This is a genomic window from Siccirubricoccus sp. G192, from assembly GCF_019084075.1.
GTDB lineage: Bacteria > Pseudomonadota > Alphaproteobacteria > Acetobacterales > Acetobacteraceae > G192.
Window position 1 is genome coordinate 569,400 of sequence record NZ_JAHREN010000001.1, and the last position, 21,873, is coordinate 591,272.

A 21,873-nucleotide genomic window follows, 5' to 3' on the forward strand; every position below is an offset into this window, starting at 1 on the left:
CTCCCGGTCTTCCGCCCAAGCAACGCCTGCGCTAGCCCTCCGGCGGCAGCGCATCCAGCACGGCGGCGAGCGCCGCGACCGCGGCCGGCGGCAGGTGCCGGATCTCCCGTGCCAGGCGGTTCGCCAATTCGGTCGCTTCGGGGCTGAGGCCGGCGGTGTCCAGCACCACCCGTGGATGCGAGAGCCGCGCCAGCCGCGCCATTTCCTCGGCATCGTCCCAGATCAGGCCGAAATACTCGTTCACCTGATGGATCAGCCCCGGCGAGGGCCGGCCCCGGTGCCCGTGCTCCAGCGCCGAGAGATAGGCGGATAGAGACATGCAGCGCCGCCGCCAGCTCCTTCAGGCCAAGGCCCCGCGCCTGGCGCAGCGCGCGCAGCCGGGCGCCGAAGGGGGTCATGCGCGGCTAGGCCCCCGGTGGCTGGCGGCGCGGCGCAGCAGCAGGTGCACCGCGCCGGGATTCGCCTGATGCGGATGCGCGGCGCCGAGCAGCAGGCCACGCAGCTCCGGCGCATTCAGCCAATGCGGCAGCTCCCGCCGCAGCACGCCGCCCTCCAGCGAGGAGCCCTTGCCGGTGACGATGGCGATGCAGCGCAGCCCATCCGCCTGCGCCTCGGCCAGGAAGCGGCGCACCGCCAGATGCGCGTCATGGGCGCGGCTGCCGTGCAGGTCGAGCGTGCGTTCCGGCCGGGTGCGGCCGCGCCGCAGGTCGCGCCAGCGCTTGCCGTCGAGGCCGCCCGGGGGGCGCGCCGATATGCAACTCGGCGGCGCGCGCCGGGCCGGCGGCGCGGGAGGGTGCCGCTGCGGGCGCGATCCTGGGGGGCGGCGGGGCCGCGGCGGGGGTGGAGACCACCGCAGGGGTCGCCGCCTCCAGCGCATGGCCCGGCAGCGGCGCCACCCGCGCCTGCATGGTATAGGCGCGCCACAGCGCGCGGTCGTGCTCGGTCAGTCCGCTGGTTCGTCGCGCCGCCATCGCATGCCTAGTCCCCGGGCGCGGCCGGGCCGCCGGGCACCGAGACCGGCGGCGCCACGTCCGCATCGGCCATCGGCAGCGCCGCCGGGTCGTCATCCACCAGAACCACATGCAGCCGCCGCGGCCCATGCGCGCCGAGTTCCAGGGTCTGCTCGATATCGGCGCTGCGCGAGGGGCCGGTCACCAGCATGACATTGCGCGGCATGAAGCCGCCGCTGCGGGTATCCTGGCTTTCCGCCCGCAGCAGGTCCCAGGCCTCCTCATAGGCGCCGCGGATGCGGCTGGCGCGCAGCACCACGATCTCCGTCTCCGGCAGGAGGTTGAGCGTGACAGGCCGGCCGGCCTCGGAGGGGAACATCAGGGTGCCGGTCTCGGCGATGCCGGCATAGCCGTGCTGGAGGCTCACCTGGTCGGACCCCTCCGCCCGCCGCGCCTCGAATTCCAGCAGCGGCCGGTCCTTCCAGGGGATGCCGGCGAGTTCCGCATGCGGCGCCATGACGAAGCGCGAGGGCAGGTTCTGCGCCGCCAGGTAGTCCGCCACGGCGGCGGGGACCGCGGCGAGATCCGGCACCCGCTCCACCGTGCCGAATTCCTTCTCGACATTCCGCACAAACAGCGCCACCTGCTGCGGCCGCGGCAGGCGGGAGCGCGCCGGGATCAGGTGGCGCGGATGCGTGGCCAGCCGCCCCTGCAGCATCGCCGCCTGGTCCGCAGGTAGGGGGCCACGCTTCAGGCCGCGCCGGATGGCGCCGAGGATAGCGTCCTTGCTCATCGCTTCGGTCCTAGCCCCTGGTCCGGTGCATGCCCAGGGGTCTCACGCATGCCTCTGCCGCCGGGTTTTCGCATGGCGCGCCATGAAGGTGCCGCCCGGCTCCGGCACCGGCAGGTCCCGCCCCCCGGTCCAGCCCCCGGCCAGCGGCAGCGAGCGGAAGGCCCCCTTGCCGCGGCCGAGCAGCCCGAGCGCCCCGATCGCCGCCCGCGTCGCCAGCCGGTAGAGGCCGGGCCGCCGCGCCAGGAAGGCCCAGGCGCCGAGATTGCCGCGGATGCCGGCCGGCGTCAGGTGGCGCTCGAATTCCCGCTCCCGCCAGTGCCGCATCATCTTGGGCAGCGGGATCTTCATCGGGCAGACGCTTTCGCAGCGGCCGCAGAAGGTGGAGGCGTTCGGCAGCAGCGCGGTCTTCTCGATGCCGACGAGGGAGGGCGTCAGCACGCTGCCCATCGGCCCCGGATAGACCCAGCCATAGGCATGCCCGCCGACCACGCCATAGACCGGGCAGTGGTTCATGCAGGCGGCGCAGCGGATGCAGCGCAGCATCTCCTGGAAGTCGGTGCCGATCATGTTGGAGCGACCGTTGTCGATCAGCACCACATGGTATTCCTCCGGCCCGTCCAGATCGGCCTCGCGCCGCGCCCCGGTGGAGAAGGTGGTATAGACCGAGAAATCCTGGCCGGTGGCGGAACGCGCCAGCAGCCTGAGCAGGCTGGTCGCGTCCTCCAGCGTCGGCACCACCTTCTCGATGCTGGCCAGCGCGATATGCACGCGCGGCAGGGTCTGGGTTAGGTCGCCATTGCCCTCGTTGGTGACGATGACGCTGCTGCCGGTCTCGGCGATCAGGAAATTGGCGCCGGTGATGCCGACATCGGCGGCGAGGAAGCTGCCGCGCAGCTTGCCGCGCGCCTCGGTCATGATGTCGCGGCGTTCGGCGAAGACGCGGTCGGCCGGCAGGTCGGTGTGCAGGCGGCGGAAATCCGCCTCCCAATCCTCGCGGTTCAGGTGGAAGGCGGGGGCGATGATATGGCTGGGCGCTTCCTGGCGCAGTTGCAGGATGTATTCGCCGAGGTCGGTCTCCACCGGCCGGATGCCATGCGCCTCCAGGTGCTGGTTGATCCCGAGTTCCTCGGAGATCATCGACTTGCCCTTGGTCACGGTTCGGGCGCCGGCCCGGCGGCAGATCGCCAGCACCGTGGCGCGCGCGTCATCGGCCGTGGAGCACCAATGGACCTGGCCGCCAGCGGCCTTCACCTTGGCCTCATAGGCTTCGAGGTAGAAGTCGAGGTTGGCCAGGGTGTGGTTCTTGATGTCGCGGCCGATCTCCCGCAGCCGCTCGAATTCCGGCAGGGCCGCGACGGCGGCGGCGCGGCGGGCCAGGAAGGCGCCCTTGGCGGTGCCCAGCGCCTTCTGCAGGCCGGGATTCGCCAGGGCGCGGGCCGCATTCTCCTTGAAGGCGGGGGAGGTGACATGCACGGGCGGGACACTCCTGAAGGCCCTGGAATGTAGCGCGGCAGGGCGCCGGAGCCAGGGGGGTTATGGACCGGCCCGCGCCGCCGCCCTAGCTTCGGCCCGGGAGAAGGAACCACCGATGCCGCTGCCGATGGAGGGGCTGCCCGCCCGCATCGCCGCCACCCCGGCGCTCCGCCGCTGGGGCCGCTGCCTCGATGCCGATGTGCTGCTGGAGGTCGGCGCCGAATCCTGGCTGCTCACGGTGCGCGATGGCCAGGTGCTGGGCTTGCGGCCCGGCCCCTTCGTGCTGCCCTCCTTCACCTTGGCACTCAGGCTGGACCCCGCTGGCTTCGCCCGCTTCCTGGCGCCCGAGCCGCCGCCCGGCTGGCACGACCTGATGGCGCTCCGCCGCCATGGCGCGCTGCGGCTGGAGGGCGACCTGGTGCCCTTCTTCGCGCATCTCTTCTGGTTCAAGGGGGCGCTGGCCCTGCTGCGGGAAGGGGCCGGGACATGATCGAGCCCATCACCGGCCGCTACCTCCGCCTCGAACTCGAAGGCCGGCCGCACCGCCTCTATTTCGAGGAGGCCGGAGAAGGCATTCCCCTGCTGCTGCTGCACACCGCCGGCAGCGATGGCCGGCAGTGGCGCGAGCTGCTGAACGACGCGGAGATCACCCGCCGCTTCCGCTGCATCGCCTTCGACATGCCCTGGCATGGCAAATCCTCGCCGCCGGAGGGCTGGCAGGGCGAGGAATACCGCCTCACCACCGCCGGCTATACCGGCATGGTCCTGGCAGTGGCCGGGGCGCTGGGGCTGGAGCAGCCGCTGGTCATGGGCTGCTCCATCGGCGGCCGCATCGTGCTGGATCTGGCGGCGGAACACCCGGAGCGGCTGCGCGGCGTCATCGGCCTGCAGGGCAGCGCCTTCGTGGACCCCTATTACGACACCGCGGTGCTGCACCACCCGCATATCCATGGCGGCGAGGTCTGCGCCGCCGTGGTCTCCGGCCTGGTCAGCCCGAAATCCCCCGATGCCGGGCGCTGGGAGACGCTGTGGCACTACATGCAGGGCGGGCCCGGCGTGTTCAAAGGCGACCTGCATTTCTACAAGGGCGAGGGCGACCTGCGGCCGAAACTCGCCCGCATCGACACCACCCGCTGCCCGGTGGTGCTGCTGACCGGCGATTACGACTATTCCTGCCGGCCGGAGGACACGCTGGCCACCGCCGAGGCCATCCCCGGTGCGCGGGCCAGCATCATGCCCGGCCTCGGCCATTTCCCGATGAGCGAGGATTTTGCCGCGTTGCGCCGCTGGCTGCTGCCGGTGCTGGAGGAATTCGCGGCGCGGGGATGAGCATCGCCATCCGCCCCGCCACCGCCGCCGATATCCCGACCCTGTTCCGCATCCGCACCGCGGTGCGGCAGAACGCCATGCGCCGCGCGGCGCTGGCCGCCGCCGGGGTTACGCCGCGGAATGTCGCGGCGCTGCTGGCCACCGAGGGCGCCGGCTGGATCGCCCGGGACCATGGCCGGGACGCCGGCTTCTCCATCGCCGATGCGGGCCAGGGCAGCGTCTTCGCCCTTTTCGTCCTGCCCGGGCATGAGGGGCACGGCCTCGGCCGGGCCCTGCTGCGGGAGGCCGAGGCTTGGCTGGCGCGGCAGGGCTGGCGAGAGGCCTGGCTGCTCACCGGCACCGGGCCGGGGCTGCGCGCGCCGGGCTTCTACCGCCGCCTGGGCTGGCACCGGCGGGGCCTGGCCCCGCCGGGCGAGCAGCGCTTCATCCGCCGGCTGCCGCCGGGCTGATCGCTGCTAGCGGCGCGCCTTGCGGGCGGCGTAGCGGGCGTCGCGGGCGGCCTTCTGTTCGGCCAGCAGGGCGCGGGCGCGGGCCGCCTCGGCGATCTTCTCGGCGGCTGCGGCCGCCTCGCGCGCGGCTTCCTCGGCCTTGCGGGCGGCCTCTTCCTCGGCCTTGCGGGCCGCCTCGGCCTCGCGCGCAGCCTTGCGTTCGGCGATGCGGGCCTCACGGGCCTCGGCGATCGCCTTGCGCTCGGCCTGCCGCTGCTGGACGGCCGGATCATCGGGGCCTGGCTGCGCGCGGAACCGGTCCAGCAGGTTCCGCTTGGCCTCCGCGGCTGCCTTCAATCGGTCGGTATGGCCATCGCCCTTGTAGGCCCTCAAAATAGCGCTCTCCTGATGCGGTGCAGGCGCGGAATAGCCGAACCCGGCGCTGGGACCAAGTGGTGGCGGCGGCACCGTCCGGTCAAGCCCCGGGTCAACCCACCGTGATCCCGGCCTCGCGCACCACCTGGCCCCAGCGCGCGCGCTCCTCCCGCAGCAGCGCGCCCAGGGCAGCCGGCGAGGAGGCGGCAGGGTCGGCGCCGAGCGGCGCCAGCCTCTCCCGCACTGCGGGCAGCGCCAGCGCCTCCGCCACCAGCCCGGCGAGGCGCTGGACGATGGGCGCGGGCGTTCCCGCCGGCACCAGCAGCGCGTTCCAGGAGGTGACGACGTAATCCGCCAGCCCGGCCTCGGCCGCGGTGGGCACCGCCGGCAGCAGGGCGTTGCGGGCGGGCCCCGTCACCGCCAGGGCGCGCAGCCGGCCGGCCTGGACATGGCCGATGCAGGAGGGCAACTGGTCGAACATCGCCTGCACCGTGCCGCCCACCAGATCCGCCACCGCCGGGCCGCTGCCGCGATAGGGGATATGGGTCAGCTCCACCCTCGCCCGCAGCCGAAACAACTCGCCGAACAGATGCGTGGTCGCGCCGATGCCGGCCGAGGCATAGGAGATCGCGCCCGGCCGCGCCCGGGCCAGGGCGATGAACTCCGCGAGGTTCCGCGCCGGCACGCCGGGGTTCACCACCACCAGGTGGTCGGTGGTGAAGACCAGGCTGACCGGCGCCAGGTCCCGCGCCGGGTCGAAGGGCATGTTCGCGTAGAGATGCGGGTTCACGGTGAGCGCGCCGGGCGCGCCCATCAGGAGGGTATGGCCATCCGGCGCGGCCCGCACCACCACCTCGGCGCCGAGATTGCCGCCGGCGCCGGGGCGATTGTCCACGATCACCGGCTGGCCGAGCGCGGCGCCCAGCGGCTCCGCCAGCACCCGCGCCACCAGGTCCGAGGCGCCGCCGGGCGCGAAGGGCACCACGATCCGCAGCGGCCGGATGGGGAAGTCCTGGGCCCGGCCAAGCGCGGGCGCGGCGAGGGCGGCGAGCAGCAGGGCGCGGCGGGTGCCTAGCATGCTGTGGCGTGCCGTTGCTTGACGATGCGCAGCACGGTTTCCGGGTCCTCCGCCCACCAGCGGCGGGAGAGGATCTCCACCTCCACCGCGCCGCGGTAGCCCGAGGCCTCGACCATGGCGCGGAGGCCGGGCAGGTCGATCACCCCATCGCCCGGCATGCCGCGGTCGAAGACGAGGTCGGTGGTCGGCACCAGCCAGTCGCAGGCATGGAAGGCGGCGATGCGGCGGCCAGCCCGCGCCACCTGCCGCGCGAGGTCTGGGTCCCACCAGACATGATAGGCATCGACGGCGACGCCGAGACCCTCGCCCATCTCGTCGCAGAGGTCGAGCGCCTGGGCCAACGTCGAGAGCACGCTGCGGTCGGCGCAGGTCATGGGGTGCAGCGGCTCCAGCGCCAGGGTGACGCCGGCGGCGCGGGCTTCCGGCAGCACGGCGGCGAGGCCATCCCGGAACATCGCCCGGGCGCCGGGCAGGTCCTTGGAGCCCGGCGGCAAGCCGCCGCCCAGCACCACCAGGCATTCGGCGCCAAGCGCCTGGGCTTCCGCGATGGCGCGGCGGTTGTCCTCGATCGCCGCCCGCCGCCCGGCCGCATCCGCCGCCGGGAACATGCCGCCGCGGCAGAGGCCGGTGACGCGCAAGCCCGCCTCGCGGATGCGCCGCGCCGCGGCGGCAAGACCCATCTCCGCCAGCCGGTCGCGCCAGGGGGAGATGCCGGGGATGCCGTGCCGGGCGCAGCCCTCGATGCATTGCGCGAGGTTCCAGGCATCGCGCACCGTCACGGTATTGAGCGAGAGCGGGCCGGGCGCAGCCATCACGCCACCCCGTGCAGGGCCAGGAGGTGCCGCATCCGCGCCACCGCCAAGTCGGGATCGCCGAGCAACCCGGCCCGGTCCGCCAGCCGGAACAACTCCGAAAAATGCAGGATGCTGCGCGCCGATTGCTGCCCGCCGAGCATGGTGAAATGCCCCTGATGGCCATTGAGCCAGGCCAGGAAGACCACGCCCGTCTTGTAGAAGCGCGTCGGTGCCCGGAAGATGTGGCGGCTGAGCGGCACCGTCGGCGCCAGGATGGCATGGAATTCGCCGAGGTCGTTCCGCGCCAGCGCCGCCAGCGCGCCGCCCACCGCCGGCGCGATGGGATCGAAGATGCCGAGCAGCGCATCCGAATACCCGTCTTCGTCGCCGGCGATCAGGGCGGGGTAGTTGAAGTCGTCGCCGGTGTACATCCGCAGGCCGGCGGGCAGGCGGCGGCGCATGGCGATCTCCTTGCCGTCATCCAGCAGCGAGATCTTCACCCCATCCACCTTGGCGGCATTGTCGCGGATCACGGCCAGCGCCGTCTGCATCGCCGCCATATGGTCGTCATGGCCCCAATAGCCGGCCAGCGCCGGGTCGAACATCTCGCCGAGCCAATGGATGATGACGGGCTGCCGGACCTGCGCCAGGATGCGGCCATAGACCCTTTCGTAATCCGCCGGGCCGCGCGCCGCATGGGCCAGCGCACGGGAGGCCATCAGGATGATGCGGCCACCCATCGCCTCGATGGCTTCGCATTGTTCCTCATAGGCGCGGATCACGTCGTCCAGGGTCACGTCGGGGCCGGGCGGCAGGTGGTCGGTGCCGGCGCCGCTCGCCATCACCGCGCCGGGAATGTCGCGCATGGCGTCGAGCGAACGGCGGATGAGGTCCTGCGCGGCGGCCCAGTCCAGCCCCATGCCGCGCTGCGCCGTATCCATCGCCTCCGCCACGCCGAGGCCGAGCGACCAGAGATGCCGGCGGAAGGCGATGGTGCGGTCCCAGTCGATGCGGGTGTCCAGCCAGGGGTCCTGCTCCGCCAGCGGGTCCGCCACCACATGCGCGGCGGCGAGTGCGACGCGTGGAAAGGGTGGCGTGGCGCGCGGGAACTCGCGCGGCGGGCTGGTGGCGAAGGCGGTGATGCGGCCGTCAGCCCCGGGAAGTGCGATGCTCGGCATGGCTCACGCCTCCAGCAGCGGCAGGTCGATCCAGCGGCGCTCGCGCCAGCTTCGCAGCCCGGCCTCGGCGAGTTGCACGCCGCGGGCGCCGGCCATCAGGTCCCAGGGGAAGGTCGCCACCTCGCCGGCCAGGTGACGCAGGAAGAGTTCCCACTGCACGCGGAAGCCATTGGGGTAGGGCTCGGTGTCCGGCACCTCCTGCCAGCCGGCGAAGAAGTCGATGCTCTGCGGCACGTCCGGGTTCCAGACCGGCTTCGGCGTGTTCACGCGCGACTGCGTCCAGCATTTCTGCAGGCCGGCCACCGCGCTGCCATGCGTGCCATCCACCTGGAAGGTGGCGAGATCGTCGCGCCGGACGCGCGTGACCCAGGAGGAATTGATATGCGCCACCACGCCGCCCCGCAGTTGGAAGGTGGCATAGGCGGCATCGTCCACATCCGCGGCATAGGGCCGGCCATCCTCGCCGATGCGCTGCGGGATATGGGTGGCGCCGAGGCAGGAGACCGCCTTCACCTCTCCGAAGAGGTTGTCCAGCACGTAGCGCCAGTGGCAGAGCATATCGAGGATGATGCCGCCGCCCTCGGCTGATTTGTAGTTCCAGGAGGGGCGCTGCGCCGGTTGCAGGTCGCCCTCGAAGACCCAGTAGCCGAACTCGCCGCGGACCGCGCAGATACGGCCGAGGAAACCGCTGTCGATCACCAGCTTCAGCTTGCGCAGCCCCGGCAGGAACAGCTTGTCCTGCACCACGCCATGCTTGACGCCCGCGCGCCGCGCCTGCCGCGCAATCTCCAGCGCTTCCGCCAGGCTGCCGGCCGAGGGCTTCTCGGTATAGATGTGCTTGCCGGCGGCGATGGCGCGCGCGATCAGCCCGGCGCGCAACTGCGTGGTGGCGGCATCGAAGAACAATTCGTCCCGCGGATCACGGAGGCAGGCATCGAGGTCGGTGGAAATGCGCTCCACGCCATGGGCCCGCGCCAGCGCCTCCAGCTTCGCGCGGTTGCGGCCGACCAGCACCGGGTCCGGCATCAGCCGGTCGCCATTGGCCAGCGCCACGCCGCCATCGGCACGGATGGCGGCAATGGAGCGGACCAGATGCTGGTTGGTGCCCATGCGGCCGGTGACGCCGTTCATGATGATGCCGATGCGGCGTTCCGCCATGGGCTTCCTCCCCGGGGTAACTGCCTGGTTACTCTGCCGCGCCGCCGCCCCGAGTCAAGGCCGGAGGTAGCCGAGTACCACCGCCACGCAATGCGCCTCCCGCTCCCTGAGCGCCGCCTCCCGCTCCAGCCCGGCGCCGAAGATGGTGGAGAGGGTGTGGATATTCGCCAGGTAGAAATGCCCGAGCGCCACGATGGTGACATAGAGCTGCAAGGGGTCCACATCCCGCCGGAACACCCCTGCGGCCCCGCCCCGTGCCAGCACCGCGCGCAAGGAGTCCAGCAAAGGCGAATACATCGCCGGCACTTGGGCGGAGCGCTGCAGATAGGCGGCACGGTGGATATTCTCCTGGTTCAGCAGCGCCACGAATTCCGGATGCGCGGCCGTGTAGCGCAGGTTGAACTCCACCAGGCGCCGCATCGCCTCCACGGGCGGCAGCGCTTCCACGTCGAGTGCGCGTTCCTCCGCCCGCTTCGCGGCATAGGCATCCTCCAGCACCACCAGCCAGAGATCCTCCTTGCTGCCGAAATACGCGTAGAGCATGCGCTTGTTGGCCCCGGCCCGGGCGGCGATCTCGTCCACCCGCGCGCCCGCCAGGCCCTTGGCCGCGAATTCGACGCAAGCCGCATCCAGGATGCGCTGCCGCGTCGCCGCGGCACGGGCGGAAAGCGGCGCGTCCTCGTTCATGCCGCCTCGAAGCTGATCCCGAAGCCCGGCAGGTCGCCGAACCGCGCCACCACCTGCGCGCCGGCCCGCGGTGCCAGCATGCCGCTGGCCGTGCCGGTGCTGATCCACTCACCCGCACGGAGATGCGCCCCAGCCCGCGGCAGCCGGTTCGCCAGCCAGGTGAGCGAGAGCAGCGGGTCACCCATCACCTCGGCGCCGCTGCCGCGCCGCCGCACCACGCCATCCACCTCCACCACAACAGGCATGGCGGGCAGCGTGGCGCCGCGCCAATCCGCGATCTCCGGCCCCAGCACGTAGTGGCCGGCGCCGCTGCCATCGGCCAGGATGGCGCTGAAGGGTGGCAGCGCCGTGCCGGGAAAGCGGCATTCCGCGACCTCGATGCCGGCATGCACGGCGGCCACCGCCGCCGCCACCTCCTCTGCCGTCCAGGGCGTGTCACGCGGCGGCAGGTCGCGGGCCAGCAGGAAGAAGAATTCCGCCTCCACGATCGGGTCCAGCAGCGTGGCGTGGCGCAGCCTGGCGGGGGCCCGGTGCAGGAATTGCGCGAAGCTGCGGCCGAAGATGGGCTCCGGCATGCGCAGCCGCCGGCGCATCTCCTCCGTCGTGCCGGCGACCTTCCAGCCGAGCGGCGCCCAGCCCAGTTGCGCCGCGACCAGCGCCGCGGCGGCATAGGCTTCCTCCGCATCCGCCGGCACCAGCGCCTCCGGCAGCGCGACGATCTGCCTGCCTTCCCGCCGCGCCGCGGCCAGCAGGGAGGCTAGCGCCTCCCGCTCGGCCGGCATCATGCCGCCAACGCCTTGGCCAGCAGCGCATCCGGAACCTCCGCCGCCGCCGCTTCCAGCGGGTCGCGCGGCAGCACGCGGTGCCGCAGCACCAGCCGCGCCAGGGCCAGCCGCTCCGCATCGCCGAGCCGCCCGGCCTCCCAGGCCATCGCGCAGGCGGAGGTGAGATGATAGAGCGCGCTCGCCGCCTGCCGTGCCAGCGCCTGGTCCCGTTGCGCGGCTTCCGCCAGCGCCATGGCGCGGTCCAGCGCCGGCAGGGCTTCCGGCAGTTCCGCGCCATTGCCGAGCAGCCCGTGCAGATGCGCCCGCAGCACCAGCAGCGAGCCCTCCCGCGATGCGGCGCGCAGCACGTCCAGCGCCACGATATTGCTGGTGCCTTCCCAGATGCTGCCGAGATGCGCATCGCGCAGCAACCTGGGATCGGCCCATTCCTCGATATAGCCGCAGCCGCCACGCACCTCCATCGCATCGCCGGTGACCTTGCGGGCATCGCGGCAGGCGCGGAATTTCAGCAGCGGCGTCAGGATGCGGAGCAAGGGATAGGCGCCCGCCTCCCCCGCATCGCTGCGGCGCAGCGCCTCGGCGGTCTGGAACATCATGCTGCGCGCCTGCTCCATCGGCAGCATGAGTTTCACGAGTTGCCGCCGCATCAGCGGCATCTCCACGATGTGCTTGCCGAAGGCGATGCGGTTGCGTGCCACGAAGACCGCTTCCGTCACCGCCCGGCGCATCAGCCCGGCCGCGCGCATGCCGTTCGAGAGGCGCGAGGCATTCACCATATCCGCCATCTGCCGGAACCCGGCCTCCGGGTCGCCCACCAGCCAAGCCACCGCCCCCTCCAGCGCGATCTCGCCGGAGGCCATGGAGCGGGTGCCGAGTTTTTCCTTGAGCCGCACGATGCGGTAGCGGTTCCTGGTGCCATCGGGCAATTCGCGGGGCAGCAGGAAGAGCGACACGCCACGCAGCCCCGGCGCCCCGCCCTCGCGCCGCGCCAGCACCAGCGCCATGCCGGCATCGGGATTGCTGCAGAACCACTTGTCGCCGGTGAGCGCCCAGCTTCCGTCCGGCAGCGGCGCCGCCCGCACCGCGGTGGCGGCGATGTCGGAGCCCGCGCCCTGCTCGGTCATGAACATCGCGCCCTGGCGCAGCGCGTCCAGATCGGTCGCGGTCAGCGCCGGCAGGTAGCGCGCCACCAGCGCGGGATCACCGAATTTGCGGAGCGTCCGGGCCAGCGCATCGGTCATCGAGAGCGGGCAGCAGAGGCCGAATTCCGCCTGCACGAAAAGATAGGTCAGGGCGTATTTCGCGGCCGGCGGTAGCGGTTCCGGCCAGCCCAGCACGCCGGCGCGATGCGACATCGCCGCCAGCCCGTATTCGCCGAAGGCGACGCGTTCCATCTCCTGGTAGGCCGGGTGGTAGGCGATGCGCTGCGCATCCTCGCCGCGCCGCGTGCGCTGGTGCAGCACCGGCGGATTGCGGTCCGCGAGCCCGGCCAGCTCATCCAGCCTGCCGCCGGCCAGCGCGCCCATGCGGTCCAGATGCGGCTCCAGATGCGCCAGCAATTCCGGCGCCAGATAGAGGCCGAGCAGCGGCCGCGCCCAAGGATCGGCGCGCCAGAGATTGAGGCCGTGGCTGTCCGGCACGGCATCGGCGCCCGTGGGCGGGCCAAGGGGGGAGATATGCATGGCGGGCCTCCTCGCGTTTGCCACAGCATGGCGCCGCCAGGGGCTGGCTCCAAGCGCCGCGCTTCGTGCTAGCCTCCCCGGACCAGGCAGAACGCCATGGGAGGAACACCAATGCACCATACCAGAAGGGGCCTGCTGGGCGCCGCCGCGGTGCTTGCCGCGACGCCGGCCTTCGGACAGGCGCCGGCGGTCGAACGCTATCCCGACCCAGCAGTGAAAGTTCTGGACCCGAGTTTCAATCGCTACCGGTTATTGCTGGCGGCGGTGGAGCGGCTCGGCACCGGCTGCCGCTGGAGCGAGGGCCCCGCCTGGTTCGGCGACCAGCGCTGCCTGATCTGGAGCGACATCCCGAACAACCGGCAGATGCGCTATGACGAGGCCACGAACCGCGTCTCGGTCTTCCGCCAGCCCTCCAACAACAGCAACGGCAATACCCGCGACCGCCAGGGCCGGCTCATCAGTTGCGAGCATCTGACGCGCCGGGTAACGCGCACCGAATACGACGGCAGCATCACCGTCATCGCCGACCGCTTCGACGGCAAGCGGCTCAATGCGCCGAACGACGTGGTGGTGAAATCGGATGACAGCATCTGGTTCACCGACCCGCCCTTCGGCATCCTCGGCTTCTATGAGGGCGAGATGGCGCAGCCGGAATTGCCCACCAACCTCTACCGCGTCGATGGTCGCACCGGCCAGGTCACCGTGGCCACCGGCGAGATCGGCCGTCCCAATGGCCTGGCCTTCTCGCCGGATGAGCGGCGGCTTTACGTGGTGGAGGCCGCCGCCACGCCACGCGTCATCCGCGTCTTCGACGTGGCCGAGGACGGGAAGCTTTCCAACAACCGCATCTTCCACCAGTGCCGCGAGGGCGAGACGCCGGACGGGTTCCGCATCGATGTGGATGGCAATCTCTGGTGCGGCTGGGGCATGGGCACGGCGGAGCTGGATGGGGTGCGCGTGCTCAATCCGGCGGGCACGCCGATCGGCCATATCGGCCTGCCGGAACGCTGCGCCAATGTCGCCTTTGGCGGCCGATTCCGCAACCGGCTGTTCATGGCGGCGAGCAAGTCGCTCTACGCGCTTTACGTGAACACCCAGGGCGCGCCTGGCGGCTGAACGACAGAGGGGGGAAGACATCATGGCCGAAGGCTGGAAACCAAGCGAACGCTATCCTGATCCCGCCATCGTCGCGCTGGACCCGAGCTTCAGGAAATACCACCTGCCGCTCTCGGCGGTGGAGCGGCTCTGGCATGGCTCGCGCTGGGGCGAAGGGCCGGTCTGGATCGGCGACCTGCGCTGCCTGCTCTGGAGCGACATCCCGAACAACCGCGTTCTCAAGTGGGAGGAGGAGACGGGCGCCGTCTCGGTCTGGCGCAAGCCCTCGAACAACGCCAACGGGCATACCCGGGACCGCCGGGGCCGCATCATCGCCTGCGAACATGCCGGGCGGCGCGTGGTGCGCTTCGAACCGGATGGCGCCATCACCGTGCTGGCCGAGAGCTTCCAGGGCAAGCGGCTGAACAGCCCGAACGACGTGGTGGTGAAGTCCGACGGCTCGATTTGGTTCACCGACCCGCCCTTCGGCCTCTATGCCTTCTATGAGGGCATCAAGACCGACCCGGAATTGCCGCATACCAACATCTACCGCATCGACGGCGGGAGCGGCGAGATCACCCTGGTGGCGGATGACGTGAACCACCCGAACGGCCTGGCCTTCAGCCCGGACGAGCGCATCCTCTATGTCATCGAGAGCCGCAGCGAGCCGCGCAACATCCTGGCCTATGACGTGGACGGTGCGCGCCTTTCCAGGCGGCGCGTCTTCATCGCCTGCAAGCCGCAGGAGACGCCGGACGGCTTCCGCGTGGATGTGGACGGCAACCTCTGGTGCGGCTGGGGCATGACCGCGGAATATGACGGCGTGCGCGTCTTCAACAGCACCGGCGTGCCGATCGGCCATATCCACCTGCCGGAACGTTGCGCCAATCTCTGCTTCGGCGGCCGCAACCGGAACCGGCTGTTCATGTCGGCGGCGCAATCGCTGTTTGCGCTCTACGTCAATACGCAGGGAGCACCCGGCGGTTAGAGCTTCGCCAGCCTGCCGCCATCCACGGCGAGGGCGGCGCCCGTGACGAAGCGGGCGTCGTCCGAGGCGAGGAAGGCGATCGCCGCGGCGATGTCCTCCGGCTTGCCGACATCCTTCGGGTCGATCTTCTCCACGCCGGATTTCACGTTGGGATTCTCCCACAGCATCGGCGTGTCCACCGCGCCCGGCAGCACCGCATTGGCGCGGATGCCCTTGTCGCGCCCCTCGATCGAGGCGGAGCGGGTGAGGGAGAGCACCGCCGCCTTGGCCGCGGCATAGGGCGCGACCAGCGGCGTCGTCATTGCCGCATGCACGCTGGCCACGTTCACGATGGCGCCGCCCTTCGCCATGTGCAGGAAGGCGAGGCGGGTGAAATGCACCGCGCCCATCAGGTCGACGCCCAGCACGCGCTGCCAGTCCGCGCTGGTATAGTCCTGCAACGGCTTGAACAGCATCATGCCGGCATTGTTCACCACCACATCCAGCCGCCCGAAGCGGCGCAGCGCCTCCGCCACCGTCCGCTCCACCGTCGCCTCGTCGGCCACGTCGCAGACCGCGCCCCAGGCCTCCGGCGCGCCGGCCCCGCGCGCCTGCTGCGCCGCCCTTTCGGTGCGGCCGGGATCGAGGCCGATCGCCACCACCCGCGCGCCCTCCGAGGCCAGGCGCAGCACCGTGGCGAGGCCGATGCCGCTGCCGCCGCCGGTCACGATGGCGACCTGGTCCGTGAAGCGCGCGGTCATACCGTGGACCCTCCCTCGGGCATGGATGGTTCGGCGCGCGGCCGGTCGGCGGCACCGGAGTCGGGCGGATCGCGGCCCTCGCCCGGGGGCCAGCCGTCGCGCTCGCGCAGCATGTGCACGGGAACCTGCAGGCAGAGGCTCTGCGCGGGCAGCACGTCCCGCCAATCGGCGATCAGTTTCTGGTAGGCACGGCCGACATGCCTGATCCTGCGGTCCATGTCGTAGAGGCCAACCGGATCGACATCGCCGTGGCAAAAGCGCAGCGCATGGACCCAATCCACCTGATCGGTCAGGGAATACCAGGTGAAGCCCACCACCGGCACGCCGTCATTGCGCACCCGCAGCACATTCGCCCATTGCTTCCAGAGCCAGGTCGCGGCCTCGTCGCCGTTCGGCCCTTCGCGCAGGTTGGTTTCGGTGTGCATGACCGGCAGGCGGTAGCGGTCGTAATATTGGCGGGTGATGGTGGCATAGCCGAAGACCTCGCCCGAGGGGCGGGTCTGCCCATCCCGCGAGACCAGGTGCTCGTTCGTCACGTAGTAGTCATTGCCCATGACGCACCAGCGCTTCATCCGGTGCTGCAGGAAGAACCGGTATTCGTCGCGGGTCATGCCGTTGTCGAGCAGGTAGTCGTACATCTCGGACTCGATCCGCTGGCCGTAATTCAGGTCGAGCGAGAGGAAGCGCTCGGCATTGCGGATCTCCGCCGGGCCGATGGCGGCGGGGCTGTTGGCGTGAAAATACTCGGTGGACTCGCTCTGGATGAAGATCGCATCCGGCCGGACCTCCAGGATGGCCTGCATCGCCAGGACATTCGCCTTGACGACGTGCTTCAGCGCGGTGACGAAGCCCTGGTCTGACGAGAGCTGCTCATTCCACCAGCCATAGCGGGCGGAAAACAGCGCGGTGATGTACATCTCGTTCACCGGGGTATAGAGCTGCAGCCAGGGGAAGCGCTGCGCGAAGGCGTGGGCGTAGTCCGCGAAAAGCGCCGGGAAATCCGGGTTCTGGAAGTTGCCGATCCAGTCCGGCACGCCAAAATGGCAGAGATCGACGATCGGCACGATCCGCAGCCGCAGCAATTCCGCAAAGGTCTCGTCCGCGAAGGCCCAGTCATGCCGCCCCGGCCCGAGCAGCGTCCGGTGCAGCGGCGGGCCATAGCGGAGGAAGCCGCAGCCGATCTCCTGCACCAGCGCGAAGTCCTCGCGCCAGCGCTGATAATGGCCGCATTCCTCCAGCTCATCACGCCGGACCCGCCCGCCCTCGATGGTCGGGTTGCTGTTCTCGATGCCGGTGGCGAACATGAAATAGGTCACGCCGGCGTCAACGCGGAAGGCGTGGTTTCGTTGCGGCTATTCCGGCGGCGTCAGCAGCGCCCGCGGCACTCGCACGGTCAGCCCCAGCAACCGGAAGGAATGGCTCTTGCCATGCCCGTCCAGGTTGAGGCTGGCATTCACGCCGCCCTCCAGCACATCGTCCACCACGAAGTTGAAGGCCTGCAGCAGCGGCAGGTCGTAGCGGCGGCAGGCGGTGGCGCCGCGGTGGCGGAACAGCGCCAGCACCCGCGCCTCCGTCACCTGCTCCGCCAGCAGGGGATAGAGTTCCGGCCGGTAGGGGATCAGCGAGATGTTGCCGCGATTGCCTTTGTCGCCGGCGCGGCCATGCGCCACCGCATGCAGCGGCACCTCCACCAGGTCGTCGCTCATGCCATCATCTCCCGCGCGCTTCGCACGACATCTCCCTTGCGGTCCGCACGCTCACGCTGGTGGGCACCCGTTCCCGCAGCACCAGGTAGCTCCGCGTCAGGATGCGTGGCGTCAGGCGCCAGCGGGCGCCGCCGGTGCCGGCGGTGCCGCAGCAGAGCAATGCCAGCACCTCCCGCGCCGCCTGGTCCACCGCGTCGCGATCCGCGCCCTCGGCCGCCAGGCGGATGCGGATATCCTGCGGCTCCGGCCCGTCATAGGCCCGCCACAGCGCGCCGTCGTCGCTGTCATGCACGCTGGCGACGCCGATCAGGTCGACGCGCGCCCGCACCCCAAGGCCCCGCCGCTTCAGCCGTTGCAGCAGCACATCCGCCGTGGCCCGCGCCCGCGCCAGGGCATTCGGTCCGGCTACCGAAACCTCGCCCTCGCCGAGCCAGCTTCCCTCGAAGCAGGCCGTCACCTTCAGCGTCTCCGGCGCCGGCTTGCCGCGCAGCCCATGCACCGCCACGCGGTCCGACCCCACCTGCTCCAGCGTGCAGCCGGTGATGTCGAGCACCACATCGGGCGTGATGTAATGCGCGGGGTCGTGCAGTTCATACAGCAACTGCTCCTTCACCGTGCGCAGGTCGACGATGCCGCCGGTATCCTCCGGCTTGGTGATGACGAGGCCGCCCGTCGCCGTCACTTCGGCGATCGGGAAGCCGATATTCGCGGGGTCCGGGATGTCCTTGAAGCCCGGGTCCCAGAACACCCCGCCCGTCACCTGGCTGCCGCATTCCAGCAGGTGCCCGCAGGCGGCGCCGACCGCGAGCCTTTCCCAATCGGTGAAGCTCCAGCCGAAATGATGCACCAGCGGCGCGATGGCCAGCGCCGGGTCCGAGGTGCGCCCGGCCACCACCACATCCGCCCCGGCCCGCAGCGCCTCCACCAGCGGCCCGGCGCCGATATAGGCATTGGCAGCGACCAGCCGCGCGGCGCGCGTGTCGATGCTGCCATCCGCCTCATGCACCGGAAGCTGGTCCAGCGCGATGCTGCCCTGCACGTCATCCCCGGCCACCACCGCGATGCGCAGCTCCGGCAGGCCGAGGCGCAGCGCCAGGCGAGCGATCAACCGCGCCGCGGCCGGCGGGTTGGCGGCGCCGAAATTACCGAGGATGGGGATGTGGTGGCGAAAGCAATCCGCCAGCACCGGTTCCAGCAGGCGTTCCAGCATGGGCTCATAGCCCAGCTCCGGGTCACGCCGCCGCTCAAGCTGCGCCAGCGCCACGGTGCGTTCCCCCAGCACCTCGAAGAACAGCGCCGCGGGCAGGCCGCGTCGCACCAGGCTGCGCACCACGGGGATGGGCGCGTCCACCCGGTCGCCGGAGAAGCCGGCGCCATTGCCGACCAGGAAGGTGTCGCTCATGCCCTGCTCCTTGTCCGCGCCACCGCCTCCAGCCAGCCGGCATGGCGCCGCGCCGCCTCCTCGCGCGCCATGGCGGGCAGGAAGCGGCGTTCCAGGCGCCAATGCGCCTCGCCCCCCGCGCCCGGCGGCGGGAACAGGCCGGATTGCAGCCCCGCCAGCCAGGCGGCGCCGAGCGCCGTGGTTTCCAGCACCGTCGGCCGGTCCACCGGCGCGCCAAGCAGGTCGGCCAGGAATTGCATGGTCCAGTCGCTGGCGACCATGCCGCCATCGACGCGCAGCACCGTCTCGCCCATGTCAGGGCAATCGGCGCGCATCGCGTCCAGCAGGTCCTTGGTCTGGTAGGCGACGCATTCCAGCGCCGCCCGCGCCAGTTCCGCGCGGCCGGTGGCGCGGGTCAGGCCAAACAGGGCGCCGCGCGCCTCGGCATCCCACCAGGGCGCGCCGAGCCCGACGAAGCCCGGCACCAGATAGACCGCCTGCGCCGGATCGGCCGCCGCCGCCAGCGTCCCGGTCTCCGCCGCATCCGTGATGAGGCCGAGCCCGTCGCGCAGCCATTGCACCGCCGCGCCGGCCACGAAGATCGCGCCCTCCAGCGCATAGGCGCGCTGCCCGCCCAATTGCCAGGCGATGGTGGTGAGCAGCCGGTTCCGCGAGGCCACCGGCACCGTGCCGGTGTTCAGCAGCGCGAAGCAGCCGGTGCCATAGGTCGATTTCAGCATCCCCGGCGCGAAGCAGGCCTGGCCCATGCTGGCCGCCTGCTGGTCCCCGGCCATGCCGCGGATCGGCACCGGCGCGCCCAGAAGCTCCGGCGCGGTTTCGCCGAATTCGGCGGCGCAGTCCCGCACCTCCGGCAGGAGGGCGGCGGGGATCTTGAACAGCCGCAGCAGGTCGGGGTCCCAGGCGCCGCGGCGGATATCGAAGAGCAGGGTGCGCGCCGCGTTGGTTGCATCCGTCGCATGCACGCGGCCGCCGGTGAGGCGCCAGAGCAGGAAGCTGTCCACCGTGCCGAAGGCGAGTTCGCCCCGCTCCGCCCGTCGCCGTGCGCCCGGCACATGGTCCAGCAGCCAGGCGAGCTTGGTGGCGGAGAAATAGGGGTCCGCCAGCAGCCCGGTGCGGGCGCTGAGCAGCGCCTCATGGCCGCCCTCGCGCAGCGCCGCGCAGGCATCGGCGGTGCGGCGGTCCTGCCAGACGATGGCGCGGTGCAGTGCCTGGCCGGTGGCGCGGTCCCACAGCACCACCGTCTCCCGCTGGTTGGTGATGCCGAGGCCGGCGATCTCGCGCGGCCCGGCGCCGGCCTGTGCCAGCGCCCCGCGCAGGCAGGCAAGCGCGCCCTGCCAGATGTCCTCCGGCTCGTGCTCCACCAAGCCGGGCCCGGGGAAATGCTGCGGCAATGCCTGGCTGGCGCTGGCGCGCGGGGTGAGGTCCGGGCCGTAGAGGATGGCGCGGGTGGAGGTGGTGCCCTGGTCCAGGGCGAGCAGCAAAGGGGGCATGGCGGGGATCAGGCCATGGGTGATGGGGTGCGGGCAAGCGACAGTCCACCCCGCCAGGGCGCCGCCCTGCTGCGGGTCCCCAGCCACGGCATCCCGGACTACCCGTTCTGCCCTGCCATGCTGCTGCCGCGGAATGCGTATCGGCGGAGCATCAACCGGATCACCCCGCAGGCCGGTTCACGATTCCGGGCCTGCGGCTCTCCACCGGCATGATCGAGGCCGCGCCATCCCGGAGGGAGGCGCGCCCTGTGGCCCCGCCTTGCCGCTCAGGCGGCCGGGCGGCTGGTGGTGGTGCCGCTGGTGGCACCCGTGGTGGCATGCGTCTGCTGCCCGGCGGCGGGGCCGGCGAGGCTGCCGCCCGGCTTGGTGCCGGCGGCCGGCGGCACGCTCTCCGCCATGGAGGCGTCCGGCTCGTCCTCCTTCATGTTCTGCTTGAAGGATTTGATGCCCTTGGCCAGGTCGCCCATCAGCCCGCTGATCTTGCCGCTGCCGAACAGCAGCAGCACGACCAGCAGCACGATGAGCCAATGCCAGATGCTGAAGGAACCCATGTGACGCCCCGATGAACCTTGTTCTGTTGCCCCGGCGGACACTCCGCCAGATTGCCTCGTCAGGCGCGGACACTAGTGCCCTGCCCGCGGCGGCGCAAACCCGCAGATGGCCCGGCAGGGGCGCCGGAACAACCGGGCCGGGCCGGGAAATACCGGGGCCATTGGCGGATCGATCCGGTCTTCCGCCGCGTCGCTACGCTTCCGCCTTGATTCCGAGCCGGGCGATCAGCCCGCCCCAGCGTTCGGTCTCGGCGGCGATCAGCCGCGTGAACTCCGCCGGGCTGCTCGCCACCACCTCGAATCCCGCCGCCTCCAGCGCGCCGCGGGTCTGCGGCTCCGAGAGGCCCCGCCGCGCCTCCTCCGCCAGCCGCGCCACCCGCGGTGCAGGCGTGGCGGCGGGCGCCACCAGGCCGATCCAGGCATAGCTCGCCGCATCCGGCACGCCGGCCTCGGCCAGGGTCGGTACGGCGGGCGCCTGCGGGATGCGGGCCTCCGCCGTCACCGCCAGGGCCCGCGCCCGGTCGTCGCGAAGCTGCGGCAGGATGCCGGCGGCGATGATGAACATCGCATCGATCCGCCCCGCCACCAGGTCCAGCACCGCCGGCGGGAAGCCGCGATAAGGGACATGCAGCATCTCGAGCCCGGCGCGGGACATGAGATCCGCCATGGCCAGATGGCTGCCCGAGCCGGAGCCGACCGAGCCGAAGGAGAGCTTGCCCGGATTGGCCCTGGCATGCGCGATGAAACCGGCCAGGTCCCGCGCCGGCACCGAAGGATGCACCACCAGCATCTGCGCGCCCCGCAGCAGCAGCGAGACCGGCGCCAGGTCCCGCTTCGGGTCGAATGGCAGGTTCGGATAGAGCGCAGGGGCGGTGGAGAGCGGCCCGTTGATCGAGATGCCGATGGTATGGCCATCCGTCGCCTTGGCCACCGCATCGGTGCCGATATTGCCGCCGGCGCCGGGCCGGTTCTCCGGCAGGAAGGGCTGGCCGAAAGCCTGGGCGAAATGCGTCGCCACGGCGCGGCCGGCGATGTCGGGGGTGGAGCCCGGCGGGAAGGGGATGACCACGCGCACCGGCCGCTCCGGCCAGGCGGCCCCGGCACCGGACCCTTGCGCCCGCAAGGCAGCCGGGGCGGCGAGGGCGGGCAGGGCGAGCAGGGCGCGGCGCTTCAGCGGGGACATCGGGCGGT

24 protein-coding genes and 1 pseudogene are annotated in these 21,873 nt (G+C 71.5%); 5 read left to right on the forward strand and 20 right to left on the reverse strand.

The annotated features are described in order from the left end of the window. Positions 1-31 precede the first annotated feature (31 nt). From KSF81_RS02645 to KSF81_RS02660, 5 genes and pseudogenes are all read right to left on the reverse strand, one after another. Positions 32-398, reverse strand: a pseudogene (locus KSF81_RS02645) (helix-turn-helix domain-containing protein). After that, positions 395-631, reverse strand: a complete 237-nt coding sequence (locus KSF81_RS28910; RefSeq protein WP_309139453.1) for a Smr/MutS family protein — start codon at positions 629-631, stop codon at positions 395-397. Before KSF81_RS28910 ends, KSF81_RS02645 begins: the two are co-directional and overlap by 4 nt. A gap of 13 nt (positions 632-644) precedes the next feature. Beyond that, positions 645-971, reverse strand: a complete 327-nt coding sequence (locus KSF81_RS28915; RefSeq protein WP_254454290.1) for a hypothetical protein — start codon at positions 969-971, stop codon at positions 645-647. Positions 972-978: 7 nt separating this feature from the next. Then, positions 979-1,743, reverse strand: coding sequence for an LUD domain-containing protein (locus tag KSF81_RS02655; RefSeq protein ID WP_217377614.1), 765 nt, complete (start codon positions 1,741-1,743; stop codon positions 979-981). 42 nt (positions 1,744-1,785) lie between these two features. After that, complete coding sequence (locus KSF81_RS02660) at positions 1,786-3,216, reverse strand: lactate utilization protein B (protein ID WP_217377615.1); 1,431 nt, start codon at positions 3,214-3,216, stop codon at positions 1,786-1,788. A gap of 115 nt (positions 3,217-3,331) precedes the next feature. Here KSF81_RS02660 and KSF81_RS02665 point away from each other — a divergent pair, with 115 nt between their 5' ends. From KSF81_RS02665 to KSF81_RS02675, 3 genes are read left to right on the forward strand one after another with little or no spacing between them, the layout of a single operon-like run. Then, complete coding sequence (locus KSF81_RS02665) at positions 3,332-3,706, forward strand: hypothetical protein (RefSeq protein WP_217377616.1); 375 nt, start codon at positions 3,332-3,334, stop codon at positions 3,704-3,706. Then, positions 3,703-4,545 (forward strand): alpha/beta fold hydrolase, encoded by an 843-nt coding sequence (locus KSF81_RS02670; RefSeq protein ID WP_217377617.1) that lies wholly within the window; start codon positions 3,703-3,705, stop codon positions 4,543-4,545. The genes KSF81_RS02665 and KSF81_RS02670 overlap by 4 nt, the downstream gene beginning before the upstream one ends. After that, positions 4,542-4,994, forward strand: a complete 453-nt coding sequence (locus tag KSF81_RS02675; protein ID WP_217377618.1) for a GNAT family N-acetyltransferase — start codon at positions 4,542-4,544, stop codon at positions 4,992-4,994. The genes KSF81_RS02670 and KSF81_RS02675 overlap by 4 nt, the downstream gene beginning before the upstream one ends. 6 nt (positions 4,995-5,000) lie before the next feature. On the opposite strand, the gene KSF81_RS02680 is transcribed toward KSF81_RS02675, so the two are convergent. The 8 genes from KSF81_RS02680 to KSF81_RS02715 all read right to left on the reverse strand — a co-directional run bounded on the left by KSF81_RS02680 (position 5,001) and on the right by KSF81_RS02715 (position 12,710). Continuing rightward, positions 5,001-5,366 (reverse strand): DUF6481 family protein, encoded by a 366-nt coding sequence (locus KSF81_RS02680; RefSeq protein WP_217377619.1) that lies wholly within the window; start codon positions 5,364-5,366, stop codon positions 5,001-5,003. 94 nt (positions 5,367-5,460) lie between these two features. Further along, a complete protein-coding gene (locus KSF81_RS02685; RefSeq protein WP_217377620.1) occupies positions 5,461-6,426 on the reverse strand; it encodes a tripartite tricarboxylate transporter substrate binding protein in 966 nt (321 codons plus the stop codon). After that, the gene (locus KSF81_RS02690; RefSeq protein WP_217377621.1) at positions 6,420-7,238 is read right to left on the reverse strand and encodes a sugar phosphate isomerase/epimerase; all 819 of its coding nucleotides are present in this window, start codon (positions 7,236-7,238) and stop codon (positions 6,420-6,422) included. Before KSF81_RS02690 ends, KSF81_RS02685 begins: the two co-directional genes overlap by 7 nt. Beyond that, entirely contained in the window at positions 7,238-8,398 is a 1,161-nt protein-coding gene (locus KSF81_RS02695; protein WP_217377622.1) for a dihydrodipicolinate synthase family protein, read from the reverse strand. Before KSF81_RS02695 ends, KSF81_RS02690 begins: the two co-directional genes overlap by 1 nt. A 3-nt stretch (positions 8,399-8,401) precedes the next feature. Further along, complete coding sequence (locus tag KSF81_RS02700; protein WP_217377623.1) at positions 8,402-9,556, reverse strand: Gfo/Idh/MocA family protein; 1,155 nt, start codon at positions 9,554-9,556, stop codon at positions 8,402-8,404. A gap of 54 nt (positions 9,557-9,610) precedes the next feature. Then, a complete protein-coding gene (locus tag KSF81_RS02705; RefSeq protein ID WP_217377624.1) occupies positions 9,611-10,243 on the reverse strand; it encodes a TetR/AcrR family transcriptional regulator in 633 nt (210 codons plus the stop codon). After that, positions 10,240-11,028 (reverse strand): 2-keto-4-pentenoate hydratase, encoded by a 789-nt coding sequence (locus KSF81_RS02710; RefSeq protein WP_217377625.1) that lies wholly within the window; start codon positions 11,026-11,028, stop codon positions 10,240-10,242. Before KSF81_RS02710 ends, KSF81_RS02705 begins: the two co-directional genes overlap by 4 nt. Beyond that, positions 11,025-12,710 carry an acyl-CoA dehydrogenase family protein gene (locus KSF81_RS02715; protein ID WP_217377626.1) on the reverse strand — a complete coding sequence of 562 codons (1,686 nt, stop codon included), beginning with the start codon at positions 12,708-12,710 and terminating at the stop codon, positions 11,025-11,027. The genes KSF81_RS02710 and KSF81_RS02715 overlap by 4 nt, the downstream gene beginning before the upstream one ends. Before the next feature lie 111 nt (positions 12,711-12,821). Between KSF81_RS02715 and KSF81_RS02720 the strand changes: the two genes are divergently transcribed. Together KSF81_RS02720 and KSF81_RS02725 are read left to right on the forward strand one after the other, a co-directional pair. Then, the gene (locus KSF81_RS02720) at positions 12,822-13,826 is read left to right on the forward strand and encodes an SMP-30/gluconolactonase/LRE family protein (RefSeq protein ID WP_217377627.1); all 1,005 of its coding nucleotides are present in this window, start codon (positions 12,822-12,824) and stop codon (positions 13,824-13,826) included. A 22-nt stretch (positions 13,827-13,848) separates the two neighbouring features. Then, positions 13,849-14,793, forward strand: coding sequence for an SMP-30/gluconolactonase/LRE family protein (locus KSF81_RS02725; protein ID WP_217377628.1), 945 nt, complete (start codon positions 13,849-13,851; stop codon positions 14,791-14,793). On the opposite strand, the gene KSF81_RS02730 is transcribed toward KSF81_RS02725, so the two are convergent. The 7 genes from KSF81_RS02730 to KSF81_RS02760 all read right to left on the reverse strand — a co-directional run bounded on the left by KSF81_RS02730 (position 14,790) and on the right by KSF81_RS02760 (position 21,865). Then, on the reverse strand, positions 14,790-15,533 hold the full coding sequence (locus KSF81_RS02730) for an SDR family NAD(P)-dependent oxidoreductase (RefSeq protein ID WP_217377629.1): 744 nt from the start codon (positions 15,531-15,533) through the stop codon (positions 14,790-14,792). The two genes, KSF81_RS02725 and KSF81_RS02730, sit on opposite strands and share 4 nt — an antisense overlap. After that, positions 15,530-16,849, reverse strand: a complete 1,320-nt coding sequence (locus KSF81_RS02735; protein ID WP_217377630.1) for a family 1 glycosylhydrolase — start codon at positions 16,847-16,849, stop codon at positions 15,530-15,532. The genes KSF81_RS02730 and KSF81_RS02735 overlap by 4 nt, the downstream gene beginning before the upstream one ends. Positions 16,850-16,885: 36 nt before the next feature. After that, on the reverse strand, positions 16,886-17,239 hold the full coding sequence (locus tag KSF81_RS02740; RefSeq protein WP_217377631.1) for a hypothetical protein: 354 nt from the start codon (positions 17,237-17,239) through the stop codon (positions 16,886-16,888). A 4-nt stretch (positions 17,240-17,243) separates the two neighbouring features. Beyond that, positions 17,244-18,641 (reverse strand): acyclic terpene utilization AtuA family protein, encoded by a 1,398-nt coding sequence (locus KSF81_RS02745; protein WP_217377632.1) that lies wholly within the window; start codon positions 18,639-18,641, stop codon positions 17,244-17,246. Next, entirely contained in the window at positions 18,638-20,131 is a 1,494-nt protein-coding gene (gene glpK / locus KSF81_RS02750) for a glycerol kinase GlpK (protein ID WP_217381535.1), read from the reverse strand. Before glpK ends, KSF81_RS02745 begins: the two co-directional genes overlap by 4 nt. A 266-nt stretch (positions 20,132-20,397) precedes the next feature. Beyond that, positions 20,398-20,682, reverse strand: coding sequence for a twin-arginine translocase TatA/TatE family subunit (locus tag KSF81_RS02755; protein WP_217377633.1), 285 nt, complete (start codon positions 20,680-20,682; stop codon positions 20,398-20,400). A 193-nt stretch (positions 20,683-20,875) separates the two neighbouring features. Then, the gene (locus KSF81_RS02760) at positions 20,876-21,865 is read right to left on the reverse strand and encodes a tripartite tricarboxylate transporter substrate binding protein (protein ID WP_217377634.1); all 990 of its coding nucleotides are present in this window, start codon (positions 21,863-21,865) and stop codon (positions 20,876-20,878) included. Between the last annotated feature and the right edge of the window lie 8 nt (positions 21,866-21,873).